General features: G+C 35.1%; 13 protein-coding genes. 8 read left to right on the top strand and 5 right to left on the bottom strand.

Features of this window, described 5'->3' with window-relative positions:
* Positions 1-256 precede the first annotated feature (256 nt).
* Positions 257-703, top strand: a complete 447-nt coding sequence (locus ACFQ13_RS14665) for a hypothetical protein (protein WP_386118637.1) — start codon at positions 257-259, stop codon at positions 701-703.
* A 65-nt stretch (positions 704-768) separates the two neighbouring features.
* Here ACFQ13_RS14665 and ACFQ13_RS14660 read toward each other — a convergent pair whose 3' ends face one another.
* Entirely contained in the window at positions 769-1,824 is a 1,056-nt protein-coding gene (locus tag ACFQ13_RS14660; RefSeq protein WP_386118635.1) for an endonuclease/exonuclease/phosphatase family protein, read from the bottom strand.
* A 156-nt stretch (positions 1,825-1,980) separates the two neighbouring features.
* Here ACFQ13_RS14660 and ACFQ13_RS14655 point away from each other — a divergent pair, with 156 nt between their 5' ends.
* From ACFQ13_RS14655 to ACFQ13_RS14645, 3 genes are all read left to right on the top strand, one after another.
* The gene (locus tag ACFQ13_RS14655; protein ID WP_386118633.1) at positions 1,981-4,743 is read left to right on the top strand and encodes a carboxypeptidase regulatory-like domain-containing protein; all 2,763 of its coding nucleotides are present in this window, start codon (positions 1,981-1,983) and stop codon (positions 4,741-4,743) included.
* Between the two features lie 42 nt (positions 4,744-4,785).
* Complete coding sequence (locus tag ACFQ13_RS14650; RefSeq protein WP_386118631.1) at positions 4,786-6,243, top strand: DUF5689 domain-containing protein; 1,458 nt, start codon at positions 4,786-4,788, stop codon at positions 6,241-6,243.
* A gap of 72 nt (positions 6,244-6,315) precedes the next feature.
* A complete protein-coding gene (locus tag ACFQ13_RS14645) occupies positions 6,316-6,684 on the top strand; it encodes a hypothetical protein (RefSeq protein ID WP_386118629.1) in 369 nt (122 codons plus the stop codon).
* 79 nt (positions 6,685-6,763) lie between these two features.
* Here ACFQ13_RS14645 and ACFQ13_RS14640 read toward each other — a convergent pair whose 3' ends face one another.
* The gene (locus ACFQ13_RS14640; RefSeq protein ID WP_386118626.1) at positions 6,764-7,279 is read right to left on the bottom strand and encodes a cation transporter; all 516 of its coding nucleotides are present in this window, start codon (positions 7,277-7,279) and stop codon (positions 6,764-6,766) included.
* Positions 7,280-7,375: 96 nt separating this feature from the next.
* Between ACFQ13_RS14640 and ACFQ13_RS14635 the strand changes: the two genes are divergently transcribed.
* Positions 7,376-8,260: a DMT family transporter gene (locus ACFQ13_RS14635; protein ID WP_386118623.1), complete on the top strand. Its 885-nt coding sequence runs from the start codon at positions 7,376-7,378 to the stop codon at positions 8,258-8,260.
* 67 nt (positions 8,261-8,327) lie between these two features.
* Here ACFQ13_RS14635 and ACFQ13_RS14630 read toward each other — a convergent pair whose 3' ends face one another.
* Together ACFQ13_RS14630 and ACFQ13_RS14625 are read right to left on the bottom strand one after the other, a co-directional pair.
* Complete coding sequence (locus ACFQ13_RS14630) at positions 8,328-10,403, bottom strand: M16 family metallopeptidase (protein ID WP_386118620.1); 2,076 nt, start codon at positions 10,401-10,403, stop codon at positions 8,328-8,330.
* Position 10,404: 1 nt separating this feature from the next.
* Positions 10,405-11,724 (bottom strand): M16 family metallopeptidase, encoded by a 1,320-nt coding sequence (locus tag ACFQ13_RS14625; protein ID WP_386118617.1) that lies wholly within the window; start codon positions 11,722-11,724, stop codon positions 10,405-10,407.
* Between the two features lie 298 nt (positions 11,725-12,022).
* On the opposite strand from ACFQ13_RS14625, the gene rplU reads away from it, so the two are divergent.
* The 3 genes from rplU to ACFQ13_RS14610 all read left to right on the top strand — a co-directional run bounded on the left by rplU (position 12,023) and on the right by ACFQ13_RS14610 (position 13,395).
* Entirely contained in the window at positions 12,023-12,664 is a 642-nt protein-coding gene (gene rplU / locus ACFQ13_RS14620) for a 50S ribosomal protein L21 (protein ID WP_114308245.1), read from the top strand.
* Positions 12,665-12,707: 43 nt separating this feature from the next.
* Entirely contained in the window at positions 12,708-12,968 is a 261-nt protein-coding gene (rpmA, locus tag ACFQ13_RS14615) for a 50S ribosomal protein L27 (protein ID WP_013869859.1), read from the top strand.
* An 88-nt stretch (positions 12,969-13,056) separates the two neighbouring features.
* On the top strand, positions 13,057-13,395 hold the full coding sequence (locus tag ACFQ13_RS14610; protein WP_386118613.1) for a hypothetical protein: 339 nt from the start codon (positions 13,057-13,059) through the stop codon (positions 13,393-13,395).
* Between the two features lie 2 nt (positions 13,396-13,397).
* Here ACFQ13_RS14610 and ACFQ13_RS14605 read toward each other — a convergent pair whose 3' ends face one another.
* Entirely contained in the window at positions 13,398-15,170 is a 1,773-nt protein-coding gene (locus ACFQ13_RS14605) for a MutS-related protein (protein WP_386118611.1), read from the bottom strand.
* Positions 15,171-15,245 lie beyond the last annotated feature (75 nt).

Here is a 15,245-nt window from a genome sequence, read left to right as displayed (position 1 = left end):
TAAAAACCTTAATAATTAAAAAGTAAATCACACCACTTTGAGATAATGAGCAACTTATCTATATCCATCAACTATTTTATCCTCTGAAGGCTGTCCTTAGCATGACCAACTCTAAACCTTGAATTCAGGATTTTAAACGCTTATTCTAAAGCTTTACCTTATACAATTGCGGTGCCCTAAAATTAAATTACGATTTGCTTATCACCACTTTCATGAGTAAATCCCTACTTTTGCAGAAATTAATTAACTTATTACTATGGAAATTTTTCAATTTATACATTCAAAATGGGCGTATTTAGTCCTGTTGGTATTAGTGCTTGCCACTTTTAATGCCCTTATTAAGTTTTTTGGAGACAAAGAATTTTCTAATAACGATTTTAGAATCTCGCTTTTTGCGCTGATTACTATGCACATTCAATTGCTATTAGGTCTAATCTTATTTTTCACTAAAGATTATTTTTCTACCATTGAACAAGTTGGTGGTATGGGACAAGTTATGAAGACCCCTGCATTAAGAAATGTGATTATAGAACATCCTTTAACCATGATTATTGCTGTAACCTTAATCACTATTGGGTACTCTAAGCATAAAAAGAAATTAACCTCTAAACCAAAATTTAAGCTACTGGCTATCTTTTACACTTTGGCTTTAATTTTGGTCTTGGCAAAAATTCCTTGGAGCCTTTGGTTTCCTTCAAATTAATCCATAAAAAAAGCGTCTAAACTATATTTAGACGCTTTTTTTATACTGTGGCCACAAGCCACAACCTATTCGTTTTCCTTGATAAGATAAATATAAACAGGGAAGTGATCACTATAACCACCTGAAAGTCCTGCGTTACTCATTCTTAACGGGTAACCTTTATAACGCCCTTCTTTATTTGTTAAATAACTTTTATTAAAAATTCCGGCTTTATAAAATCTAAAAGAAGAATAATCTTTTTCTAAAAATGGCTGTGTAAATAAGATTTGATCAAATAAACTCCACGCATCTCTATAGCCTGTAGTTCCTAAGCCCATTTTCTTATACTGATTTTCGTAAGGGTTATAAATCCCTTTCAGCTTAACACGATCTTTATCAGCAACAGTTCCCATGGCTTTTTTCATACTATCATTTGTTGGGTTATCGTTAAAATCGCCCATAGTAATCACTTTCGCATAAGGATCAATAGCCTGAAGAGAATCTATAATTTTCTTATTTAATTTTCCAGCAGCAACACGTTTAAAACGGCTTCTTGCTTCTCCTCCACTTCGTGATGGCCAGTGATTCACAATAACATGAATTAAATCGCCTTCTAATTCACCGCTCACTAATAATTGATCTCTAGTGTAGACACGCTCTCTAGACGAATCGTCATACACTAATAACTCATGAGCTTTAGACTCTAAAGGTTTAAATAACGCTTTTTGATATAATAAGGCCACATCAATCCCTCTCTTGTCTGGAGATTCAAAATGAATAATCCCATAATCCTTACCAATAAGCTCTGGCTCATTGAGTAAATCTACTAATACCTGTCTGTTTTCTACCTCAGACACCCCAATTATAGCTGGTGAATTATGCGTATCGCTAAGTCCGATATCAGCCACAACCTTAGCCATGTTATGAAGTTTTTTCTTATAAGCTTCACCTCTTAAAGCTTCGTTTAATTCCATTATAGGACTAGCCTCATCATACTTTGTAGTATCGTTAATGGTATCAAATAAATTTTCTAAATTGTAGAACGCTACGGTATGTATCTTATAGGTTTTCTTTTCTTGGGCCTGTGCACCCATAAAAATTAAAACAAATAATACAACCAGTCTGTGTTTAAATACTTTCATTTTTGTATGTTATGTTAACATTAATTACTTTACAAATCTTGAGCCAAAAGTATATATTTATTATAAATAATGTAGATTTGCAGGCCTTAAATAACTTTTATTTAATGTACAAAGACTATTAACATTTAAAAAAGACTATTAACTTTAAAATTAGGTATGAAAAAAAGTTTAATCATTTTACTCTTTGGAGTTTTAACTTCTTTCAGCATGATGGCGCAAAGCACGATTGTAAAAGGAAGTGTAAAAGATGCGGCATCTTCTGAACCCATTCCAGATGTCACTGTAACCATTGAAGAAACACAACAATCAACCTTAACAAATGGATTTGGAGAATTTAACTTTTCTACAAATGTACCTCTTGGAGAGCATGTTTTAAAAATCTCTAAAGCGGGTTACACTACAAAACGTTATCCTATTATCATTAACGAAGGACAAACGGTTAATATCACAGACATGACTTTAGATATCGATGTTACTGATGTTCAAGACATGTTTACCATTACGTTATCGGATGATGAACTTAATGACGATACAAGTGGTGCAGATAACATTTCTGGATTACTTTCTTCTTCATTAGATGTTTTCCAAAGAACTGCGGCTTTTGAATTTAGTTCTTCTTTCTTCAAGGTAAGAGGTTTAGATTCTGAAAACGGATCGGTATTAATGAACGGTATAGAGATGAACAAGCTTTATAACGGAAGACCACAATGGAGTAACTGGGGTGGTTTAAATGACATGATGCGTAACCAAGTTCTAACCACAGGACTTACGCCTTCAGACTACAACTTTGGTGGGGTTTTAGGAACCTCTAACATTATTACTAGAGCTTCTTCTTACAGAAAAGGAGGACGTATTACCTTATCATCTTCTAACAGAAGTTACACTAACCGTGTTATGGCAAGCTACGCTTCTGGATTATTAGAAGACGGATGGTCTTTTGCTCTTATGCTAGGAAGACGTTGGGGTGAAGAAGGATTTGTAGATGCTACACTTTATGATTCTAATTCATTTTTCGCGTCTATAGAGAAGAAGATTAACGACAAGCACAGTATTAACTTCACCTCTATTTACACACCAAATAGAAGAGGTAAATCATCTCCAAACACGCAAGAAGTTTACGATCTTAAAGGGATTAAATACAACGAGTACTGGGGAAGCTTAGATGGTGAACAACGTAACTCACGTATTAAAGAAGTAGAAGAGCCTATTTTTATGTTAAACCACTACTGGGACATCTCTTCTAAAACGCGTTTAAACACTAATGTTGGGTACCAATTTGGTAAATTAGGAAATAGCCGTATCGATTATTCTGGTGGTTCTAACCCAAGTCCGGCATACTACCAAGACTTACCAAGCTACCACGAGCAAAGAGATGATCTTGAAGGAGCTTACTTAGCACAACAAGAATTCATTAATGATGGACAAATTGATTGGGAACGTATTTTAGATGCTAACCTTACCAATAACGTCAACGATATTAGCTCTGCATACGCTTTATATGAAGATCGTGCAGATGATACGCAATTAACCGTAAATTCTATTTTTACGTCAGAACTTAATGAGCACATTATTCTTAATGGTGCCGTTAATTACAAACACTTAAAATCTGAAAACTTCGGAGAGGTATTAGATCTTTTAGGATCTACCGTTGGATTATCTAACGTGGATTCATTTGATGGATTTCAGTACGATGCTCAAAACCCAGGCCGTCTTTTAGAAGAAGGTGATAAGTACCGTTACAACTACAATTTATTTGCTGAAGTTGTTTCTGGTTACGCTCAAGCCCAGTTTACCTACAACAAAGTAGATTTCTACGTTTCTGGTAATGTAACCAACACCACTTATCAAAGAGAAGGTTTATGGGAACACAGTCGTTTTGCAGGAGATTTATCTTACGGTAAAGGAGAAGAACTTTCTTTTACAGGTGTAGGCGGAAAAGCTGGTTTCACCTATAAATTTACAGGAAAACACTTATTTGATGTTAATGCAGGATACTTAACTAGAGCTCCTAATTTACGTAACACCTTCTCTAACTCTAGAGAAAACCACAGTATCGTAAAAGATATTAGCGAAGAAATTGTAACTTCTTTTGATGCGAGTTACATTTTTAGATCTCCAATTGTAAATGCAAAACTTACTGGATTTTATACCACTATTCAAGATGCTAACGAAGTTGGTTTTTACTATGCCGATGGAATTAGTGGTGGTAACGCTATTGCAGACAACGATACTTCTGCCTTTGTACAAGAGGTTTTACAAGGTATTGACAAAAAACACATTGGTGTAGAATTTGGTATTGAAGCACAGGTAACTCCAACTATTAAATTAAAAGGAGCCGCTTCTGTAGGTCAATACACTTACGATAACAACCCTAACCTATACTTAACATCTGCTAGTTTTGAAACTGAAGATGGATCTATAGATTACGGAGAAGCTAATTTAAAAGATTACAAACTTGCCGGAGGTCCTCAAAGAGCGGCGTCTATTGGTTTTGAATATAGAGATCCAGATTTCTGGTGGTTTGGTGCAACAGCCAACTTCTTCTCTAACGCTTATATTGATGTAAATGCGTTAACGAGAACAGAGAACTTCTACTTAGCTTCAGACGGATTACCAATTAACGATTATGACGAAGATTTAGCTGCTGAATTATTAAAGCAAGAAAAAATCAGTGATTATATGGTCGTAAACCTTGTTGGTGGTAAATCTTGGAAAGTAGGAGACTACTACATCAGCTTATTTGCTAGTGTAGGTAACCTATTAGATGAAGTTTATAAAACTGGAGGTTTTGAGCAAGGTAGAAACGCTAACTATACAGAACTTAGAGACGATAACGCTGATGGTAACCCTCAGTTTGGTTCTAAATACTGGTACGGACGTGGTGCTAACTACTTTGTTAACTTAAACGTAAGATTCTAAAAAAGAAAAATTAATTAATATTTATTATTACAAATTATGAAAATGAATAAATTTTTAAACTTTATATTGCTTGTAATGGCTTCAGTTGCGATTACATCCTGTGTACAAGATGACGATTACACGATTCCTTCAAGCTTAGGAGACGAAGAGAACTATGCACTTCAAGATTTATTAGATAATGCAACAGAAGTTTCATTTGATTATGCTAAGGACCTATACAACTCAGATCCTAATGGTGATGGTGATACAGATGACGCTATTCCTTTTGCAGTAGAAAACGAAATCTACATTAAAGGTTATGTATCTTCTAGCGATAGAACTGGAAACTTTTACAAAGAATTATACATTCAGAATAAAGCTGAAAACCCAACAAGCGCTATTAAAGTAGTTTTAGACCAAGTTTCTAACTACAACCAATTTAATAAAGGTAGAGAGGTTTACATTAAGTTAACTGGACTTTTCATTGGTGAAGAACGTACAGGTAGTGGCGTTTACACTATTGGTGGAGGAACAGAATTTGACCAATATGGTGGTACGGTAACAAGCTTAAACTTTAACCAAATTGCTCAAAACGTTTTAAGATCTAACACTACAGAGGAAATTGTGCCTTTAAACATTACGTTTGCTGAAATTACAAACCAACACGTTGGTATGTTTGTTCAAATTGATGGTGTTGAGTTTGCTGATGATTTAGCAGGATTACAATATTTTGATCCTATTGAAGTATACGATACATCTAGAACTTTACAATCTTGTAGTGGTTTTGGTTATGATACGTTCTTATTAGAAACAAGCTCTTTTGCTGATTTTAAAGAAATGGATTTACCATTAGGAAACGGATCTATCCAAGCTGTAGTAAGCAAAACCTTTGACGCTAGCAATTTTGTATTAGCTTTAAACTCTGTTGACGATGTAGCTATGGATGGTGACAGATGTTCTTTATTAGACCTTGACGAGTTTGTTACTCTTTTTGAAGAAGATTTTGAAGGTATGCCAACAGGATCTGCTATTTCTAGCAACGGATGGACATCTTACGCTGAAGTAGGATCTTACAACTGGAGAGCTTTAACTACAAGTGATGAAGGAAACCCTGGACCAGGAAACACAATCGCTTCTATGGGTGCTTACAACTCTAGTACAGATGAAAATATTGCTTGGTTAATTAGCCCATCAATTGATTTAGATGCACAAAACACAGAATTTGTAAACTTCCAATCATCAAACAGTTTCTCTGATGATAGTGAATTAGAAGTTTTAATCTCTACAGATTGGGATGGTACAACGGCAAACATCGCTACAGCAACATGGACGGCATTACCTGCTATCATTGTTGGAGATGATGAATATTACGAAGATTGGTTCGATTCAGGATTAATTAACTTAAGTTCTTATTCTGGAACAGCTTATGTTGCTTTTAAATATATCGGAGGTTTCCCTTCTAGTGGAAATATCGATGGTACTTTTGAAATTGATAACTACAAAGTTTTAGGAGAAAACTAAAACATACACGTATTCTTTAAAACCTGCTGATGTTAAATTAGCAGGTTTTATTTTTTTAAAACCTTAAGACTTATGGCAACATTTGCAGACCAGAAATACATCTCCATATTTAACCATTACAAAAAGAATTATGGAAAGAAAAGCATCACTATCGCCCTGCTTTATGTTTGCTTATTAGAGTTTTCTTTCATTTTGGCCTTAGGCGCTTTTTTTAAAGCGTTTGCCACACAAATGAAAATGGTGATTCTCTCTAACACTAAGTTTTGGGTGATCTTTGCCTTAATTGCCGTCTTTATTGTATTTAAAAATTGGATGCGCTACAACGGGAAGAAAAGATCCATTTTAAACACTAAAACCATACGCAATACCCATAGCCTTTCTTTATTATGGCTTATGCCCGTAGGATGCATCCTTATTGCGTGTATTCTATTACAAGTGTAGTGGAATACTAACATAAAATTAAAGCATAAAAAAAACGCCATCGTAGAGATGGCGTTTTTTTATTTTAAAATGTTTTTTTTTAAGCTGCTTCTTTTGTTTTAGCACAACATGCCTTTTCACAGTCTTTTGCACAGGCTACTTTTTCAGCATCCGTTTTATTTGCACAACACGCTTTTTTACAATCGGCATCACAAGTTTTTTTCTCGCCACCAAAAGCCTCTACTTGATGCATATCTTTTACCTTATAGATATCTGCAACTTGCACTACCGCCTCTTCTAAAGATTGTGGCGTTACTTTAGCTTCATCATATTCTACCATTGCTAAACGGGCATCAAAATCAACCTTAGCCGATTTTACACCGTCCATTTTAGCCATTTTCTTTTCAATAGTTTTCGCACAACCCATGGCACAAGTCATTCCTTCAATTCCGAATTCTACTTTAGCATAAGTGGCGTTAGGATCTAAAGTTTGAGCGACGTCCGTCTTAACCGTTTCTACTTCTACAGTTTTAACTTCGGGCTGCGATTCGTTTTTACAAGAGGTAAAAATCAAAGCCATCATTGCTACTATACTTAATGTTCTAAATGTCTTCATTGAAATAACTAATTAAATTTTGGTTAAAACTAAGAAATATTGCTGTTTCTTGTGCGACAATTAACGAATTTTATGACTAATTTATAGTGTTTTTGTATGAAAAACCTTAATTTAAAATGGCTCTTCCTTATTTTACTTTCTATAATATGGGGAAGTTCATTTATCCTTATTAAGAAATCACTTTTAGGCTTAACGGCCTATCAGATTGGTGCCTTACGAACCGTATTTACGGGTATTATACTGCTGAGTTTTGGTTTTAAGAAGTTAAAAACAATCCCTAAGGATAAATGGAAATGGCTTTTAGTCTCTGGTCTTATAGGCTCTTTTATTCCCGCTTTTTTAATTGCCATAGCCGAAACTGAAATTGACAGTGCCGTAGCTTCAGTCTTAAACTCCTTAGTTCCTTTAAACACCATTCTCTTAGGTTTCGCGGTCTTTAAAATTACCTCGACAACACGCCAAGTTATCGGTGTGATTATTGGCTTTATAGGTACGGCAATTCTTATTTTAAAAGGTGCCGAACTGAACCCTAATCAAAACTATTTATACGCCGGTTATATCATTATCTCCACACTGATGTATGCTGCGAATATAAATATTATAAAACGTCATTTACAAGATGTTAAAGCCTTGGCTATAGCCGCCGGAAATTATGCCTTTATTAGTATTCCTGCGCTCATTGTATTGGTCTTTACAGGATTTTTTAGTGCAGACACCTCTAATCAGCCGGAGTTTTTAAGCGCCATGGGCTATATTACTATTTTAGCCGTCTTCGGGACTGCTCTTGCCAAGATATTATACTTTAAGTTGGTGCAAATGTCTACGCCGGTATTTGCTTCATCTGTAACTTATATGATGCCTGTAGTGGCTTTGATGTGGGGAATTTTAGATGGAGAGCACTTCAGCCCTACTCAAGGCTTAGCGGCAATCCTTATTCTATTAGGCGTGTTTTTAGCCCATCAACCCAAGCCCAAACCTTAAAATAGGCTATAAAAAAAACCGAAGCCTAAGCTTCGGTTTTAATCCTTAAAATTATAGTTGTTTTCAACTAGTTAAAATCAGCATCTGAAACGCCTTCATTTAGTTTAGCTTCTAAAAGCTTATAAACAACAAGCTGACCCATTTGAGTTCCCTCTCGTGTTGCAGGGAATTTAATACCTTCAAAATCTTTATAGTCTTTTAAAACTACTTCTTGACTTTGGGTTTGTCCTTTCATAGAAGTTGTCTGTACTTCTTTTACTTTTAAACCTGTTTCAACATCGTAATAATACGTTAATGAAACCACTTCTCCAGGAACTTGAACTTTATAAGCATCACGTCCTTCTACACTTTCAATCGCCGTAATTTTAGCTGAATCATTGTTTAAAAGGTTCAATTCTGTGAATAATCCGCCTAAAGTTTTCATATCATTTACCATGTTTTCCGGAAGTGGATTATTATTCATCGTCACTTTCTCTTGCGTAGTTAAAACAGTCATCATAGCATTACCATTCATAAAAATAGTCTGCTTTAATTTCCCATCCATTTTCTTTTCTTCACTAATTACGGTAGCACCCATTGCACTCGCTTCATATTTTACTAAAATAGAATTGATTGCTGCTACTTTTTCCTGACCACCAATAGCATCGATATAAGCATTAAATACCGACTTAGCATTAACACCTTCTGGTAATTTTACTTCAAATTTTGGCTTTTCAGTTGGATTCGCATACGTATCGTAATACATAATTGGAATTCCTGTTTTCTCTAAGTTCTCTAAAACTTCAGCACCATTTCCTACCACAACAATTCTTAGGTTATCAGCCTTAAAATATTTGTTAGCTACACGTTGGATATCTTCCACAGAAACATCATTTATTTTCTGTAAATACGTCGTGTAAAAATCTTCAGGTAAGTTATTTAATTCAATGTTTAAAGCATAGTTAGCTACCGTTTGCGGACGCTCTAAAGCCATCACAAAATTACCAACATACTTTGCTTTTGCATCTTTTAATAATTGTGCATCTACCGGCTCTGTTCTTATACGGTTAATTTCTTTTAAAGCCTCTACAACAGCACTATCCGTTACAGCATTTCTTACTTTAGCTGTAGCGCTAAAACGTGCAGCTCCATATCTATCATTTCCTAAATTAGAATACGCTCCGTAAGTATAACCGTGTTCTTCTCTAAGGTTTTTAAATAAATAACCTTCACCACCACCACCAAGGATGTTGTTTGTAATTAAAGCAGCATGATAATCTTCATCGCTCATCTTTAAGTCTACATTATTAGTAATTGATAAGTTAGACTGTGTTGCTCCAGGTACATTTACAAAATTAATTTGCGTGTATTGTACATTAGGATTTGGCTTTGGTACCGTGTGCTTAATATCTACAGATTTTTTCCAATCTTTAAAATATTTCTTGATTTGCTTCTTTACCGTTTTGTAATCTACATCACCGATAACCACTAAATAGGCATTCTCAGGATTAAAGTTCTTCTCGTAAAAGGCTAAAGCATCACCGAAAGACACGTTGTTAATAGTCTCTTCTGTTACATACTCACCATAAGGGTGCTTCGTCCCAAAAGATAAAGCATAACCTACACGACTTGCAATAGCATCTGTACTTTTAGCATCGGCCTTTAAACCTTCTAATAATTTAGTTTTCTCTTTTTCAAATTCTTCCTCAGTTAATAAAGGATTGATAGCAGCATCTGCCATTAACTCTAAAATTCGGTCAGAATATTTAGATAAAGAACTTGCATAACCTCCTGTAATTCCAAAGTTTAAGTTAGCTCCTAAGAAATCGATCTCTTCATTAAACTCATCTTTAGAAATGCTCGTGGTTCCGTTTCCTAACATACTTCCGATTAAGCTTTCTATTCCTGCTTTTTTTCCGGTAGCAATTGGTGGATTATCAATACGAAGTGAGTATGATACTTTAGGAAGTTTATGGTTTTCTACGACCATAACTTTTAAACCATTTTTTAAGGTAAACTCCTCTGGCTTATCAATTGAGATTTCTGGTTCAGGCCCAGCCACTGGTGGCTTAGATCTATCGATTTGTGCATTAGCACTAACCGTTAATATAAATAATGCGAAAAACGCTACTATTTTAGTGTTCATTTTTAATGCTGTTTTCATATTATTGTTCGTCTTTTTTAGGTAGGTATTTGATCTCTACACGTTGGTTTGGGCTTAAGTATTTTTTAGCCGCTGCCTGAATGTCTTCTCTTGTAATAGATCTGTAAGTTTCTAACTGGTTGTTAATGATATTTACATCACCATATAACAAATAGTAAGTTGCTAAAGAACTTGCAATCCCTGCTACACTAGAGTTAGAGTTCACAAAATTATTTTCAAACTGATTTAATAATTTTTGATAATCGCGTTCACTGATTAATTCGTTTTGCATTTTTACAATTTCTTCATCAATCTCAGCTAATAATGTATCTAAGCTTACATCTCCTAATGGTAAAGCAAATAGAGCGAAGATATTATAATCTACCTGACCAATATTTACCGCTTGTACCGCTAAAGCTTGTTTTTGCTCATCCATTAATTTCTTTTGAAGTACAGAACTTTTACCTCCACTTAAATAACTAGAGATCATATCTAAAACATAAGCATCACGTGTAGACTGCCCTGGTAATCTGTAAGCCGCTATAATTGCTGGAATCTGAATGTTCTTATCATAAGCCGTTGCATATCTTGTTTCAGTAATAGGCGCTTCTTCAGGAAAATTACGAACCACTTCAGGACCTTTTTTAACAGCACTGAAATAGTCTTGCACCATTTTCTTAGTTTCATCATAATCAATATCACCAGCAACCACTAAAACCGCGTTGTTAGGCACGTAATACTTATCGAAAAAAGCATTAAATTCTTCTAGAGTAGCCGCATCTAAATGAGCCATTTTACCAATATTTTCATCCTTATAAGGGTGTACTGAAAATAAGTTTTCTCCTATCGTTTTAAACAATCCACCATAAGGTCTGTTGTCATTACTTTGGCGCTTTTCTTCTTTAACCACCTCGTTTTGCGTATCTACACCAACCTGATCAATTACCGGGTGTAACATACGTTCTGACTCTAACCACAATCCTAATTCTAATTTATTAGATGGAAAAATCTCGTAATAATACGTTCTATCTTGAGACGTGTTGGCATTAAAGGTTCCTCCGTTTGCAGGGATAATTTTCATAAATTCTCCACGTCCAATATTTTCTGAACCTTCAAATAATAAATGTTCAAAAAAGTGGGCAAATCCTGTACGTTCACGATCACCATCTTTTCCTCCAACATCATACATCACAGAGGTAATAACCACGGGAGCAGTATTATCTTGATGCATAATAACGTGCAATCCGTTATCTAAGTCAAATTCCTCAAATTCAACTTTTTGTGCCATAGCCTGCTGACTAAATAACAACAAAGAAGCCAAAGCCAGTAAATAGTTTTTCATTGTAGTTTTGTTTAAAATTTAAATTGTTTAGGTATATGTCTACACTTGGTATAAAATGTTACACTAAGTCTTACAAAAATAAACAATGCTAAGGCTTTTACCTGAAATTAAATGTGAAAACTAGGCTAGCTAAGTCGGTCTATTTCAATAGCCTCAGCCACTTGACTTTATTTAGGCCCTTAGGGTGTTGAAAATCATTAAAACGTTTGTAGATTAAGAAATTAGGAGTATATTTGCATCCGCTTTCTGAGAAGAAGGCATATTATATACATAAACAATTTAATAAAAACGTTACGCTATGTACGCAATTGTAGAGATAGCAGGGCAGCAATTTAAAGTTGCAAAAGACCAAAGAGTTTTTGTTAACCGTTTAGCTTCAGAAGAAGGTCAGGAAGTTTCTTTCGACAACGTTCTTTTGATAGGTGATGGTGACAATGTAACTTTAGGCGCCCCAGCTATAGACGGAGCACAAGTAAGTGCCAAAGTCTTAAAACACCTTAAAGGTGACAAAGTAATCGTATTCAAAAAGAAAAGACGTAAAGGTTACCGTGTAAAAAACGGACACAGACAATCTTTAACTGAAATCGTAATTGAAGGTATTACTGCTTCTGGAGCAAAGAAAGCTGCCCCAAAGAAGGAAACTAAGAAAGCAGACGCTCCTAAAGCTAAAAAAGCAACAGGAAAAGCTGATGACTTAAAGAAAATTGAAGGTGCTGGACCAAAAGCTGCTGAAGCAATGGTTAACGCTGGTTTAGATACGTTTGCAAAAGTAGCAGATGCTAAACCTGAAGAATTAAGCAAAATTCTTTCTGAAGCAAGCTCTAGATTAGCACACATCGTTACTGAAACTTGGCCAAAGCAAGCTAAATTAGCTGCTGAAGGGAAGTGGGACGAGTTAAAAGAATTACAAGACAGATTAGACGGTGGAATTGAAAAGTAATTTTTCAATATCATTATTATTAACAAAATAAAACCTTAAGATCATGGCTCATAAAAAAGGAGTTGGTAGTTCGAAGAATGGTAGAGAATCAGAATCAAAACGCTTAGGTGTGAAGATTTTTGGTGGACAAGCTGCTATTGCTGGTAACATTATCATAAGACAACGTGGTAACACACATCACCCAGGTGAAAACGTATACCAAGGAAAAGATCATACTTTACATGCTAAAGTGGATGGTTTAGTAAAATTTACTAAGAAAAAAGACAACAAGTCTTACGTTTCTATTGAACCTTTCGAGGCTTAAGAACCTTTTCTTCCTTGAAGAATTTAAACCCTTTCTATTGCTATAGAAAGGGTTTTTTATTTAAATTTATGATCTAATATTCATCCTTATGAAACATTTTGTGATCTTTCTTTTTCTTCTAGCTTCTTTTCAAACACATGCACAAGCACAACGCACGACTAGTGATTGTAATGTTGAAATGACAAAAAAGGTATTGCTATTAAAACCATTATCTATTGATTGTCAGGAATTAGAGCATAAAACCATAGCGGAATTTAAATTTAAAGTTCCCAAACAGAAAACGGTTGTTATAAAAGGCAGTCAACTTAATGCTGAGGCTAGAAAATACGCCTCTACCGCTAAAGTTGGTGATGTGGTCCTTTTATTTGATATTAAATTAGAATCTGGAGAACGCTTAGCTCCTATTTCTATTAGCATTATAAAATAGCCTTAGATAATCTCCATCTTTTTTAATAAGAAACTCGCATTCATATTCTGACAGACGCCTTGTTTTAGTTTGTAATCAAAAAAGAGTTCGTCATTTATAATTTCTGCGTCGAAGTAGTAATTTTTTACCGCTGTGAGTTCGTTTTCAATTTCCGTTAAACTTAAATCGTGCGTGGCAATAATCCCCGTGGCATTTTGCTTCACTAGTTTTTCAACAAACTTCCTAGAGCCTATCGCTTTATCGGTACTATTGGTTCCTTTTAAAATTTCATCTAAAATGACGAAATAATTTTTATCCTTAGCTATTGTATCCACCACAAATTTAAGACGTGTTAGCTCACTAAAGAAGTAAGAACTATCATCGGTTAACGAATCTGTAGTTCGCATACTTGTAATTAACTTAATAGGCTTGTATTTGCTCTGTTTTGCACAAATTGGTAGTCCAACATTAGCCATAACAATATGAAGCGCCACGGTTCTTAAAAAGGTGCTTTTTCCAGCCATGTTTGCACCTGTAACAATAAAGAATTGCTCTTCTTCAAGCGTTAAGTCGCTATTTACTCGTTTTTCAGCATTTAACAAAGGATGCCCTAAGCCATCGGCCTTAATGGTCACCGGTTGGTCCGTGATGATGGGATAGGTAAAACTTTGATGGTTAAAGGCATAATTTCCGAAGCTATTTAAAGCATCAAAAAAGGTGACCACCTCAAACCAATCGTCTACTTTATGACCATATTTTGCAATCCACTGCTCCACGTGGTAACTGTTCCTAATATCTACGAGTAAAAATCCGTTACCAAAGACCGCAGAGATAAGATTATTTCTATTTTCTAAGGCGTCTAAGGTTTTAGAAAACTTTGAAAAAATAGCAGAGGCTTTAAGCGCTTCTGACTGAATTAATTTCTGCTTCTCTGTCAATAAGGGTGCTTTAAAGGTGGTAGATTCAATAGCTTTTAATAATAAAGCGTATTGCTTAAAGGTATCTTTAGCCCGTTCGGTATGTTGCGATAAATTATTAATCTGTTTTAGATAACGCCCGGTAATCCCTAAACCAAGAAGCAACCAATATCCTGCGATAGAAATCGGAATAATTTCGGCCACACCTAAACCAATAAGCACTACCGAGGCAACGGCGTAAAGTAAGGTTAAGACATATTGGGTTTTCCCGAGAAAAGGCTGATAGGCTTTTAACCAAGAAATAATAGAGGCTGCGGAATGTTCTATTTGAACCCCTTGTGCTACCGCCTCATAATTTTGACGCCAGGCCGGTAAAGACGCTAATTCCTTAATGGCTTCTTGCCGATCTGTAATCCCTTCAGTATTGTTAGATAACAACATTTTACTGAATTTTTCAGTCCCTTCTTTAAGCGCTGTTCGGTTGCTATATTGAAAGAAGGAACCTTTACCGAATAAATCGATATCAAGGCAAAAAAAATGACTTGGATCTTGAAACGTTTCACCATCGGGACGCTCATGAAATTGCCCCTTAGCAATCTCAATTTCTTCGTTATTTATGGCTACAAGACGCTTATGTAAGTTGCGTTTGGCCTTTAAATCGGTATAGACAGAAAGTAGGTATAAAAACCCTACAATACCAACAACAGCAATAGCTGCAGCTATTCTCCAGTTTTCAAAGCTAATGTATATCCCTAATGCGGTGAGTAAAAAAACAGCCAACCGCAATACACTAAGAAGGCTAAGTTTTTTAAATATTTTTTTGGACGCAGTTTGATGACGTTCTAATTGCGTTTTGTAAAAGGATGCTGGGTTTTGCATAAATCTTTAATAAAACGGAAATATAAGAAAAGAAAAATCCCAAGACATCATTATGCTTGGGATTTATAGTTCATT

Source organism: Winogradskyella rapida, from assembly GCF_042675845.1.
GTDB lineage: Bacteria > Bacteroidota > Bacteroidia > Flavobacteriales > Flavobacteriaceae > Winogradskyella > Winogradskyella rapida.
This window is presented reverse-complemented; position numbering and strand designations above follow the sequence as displayed.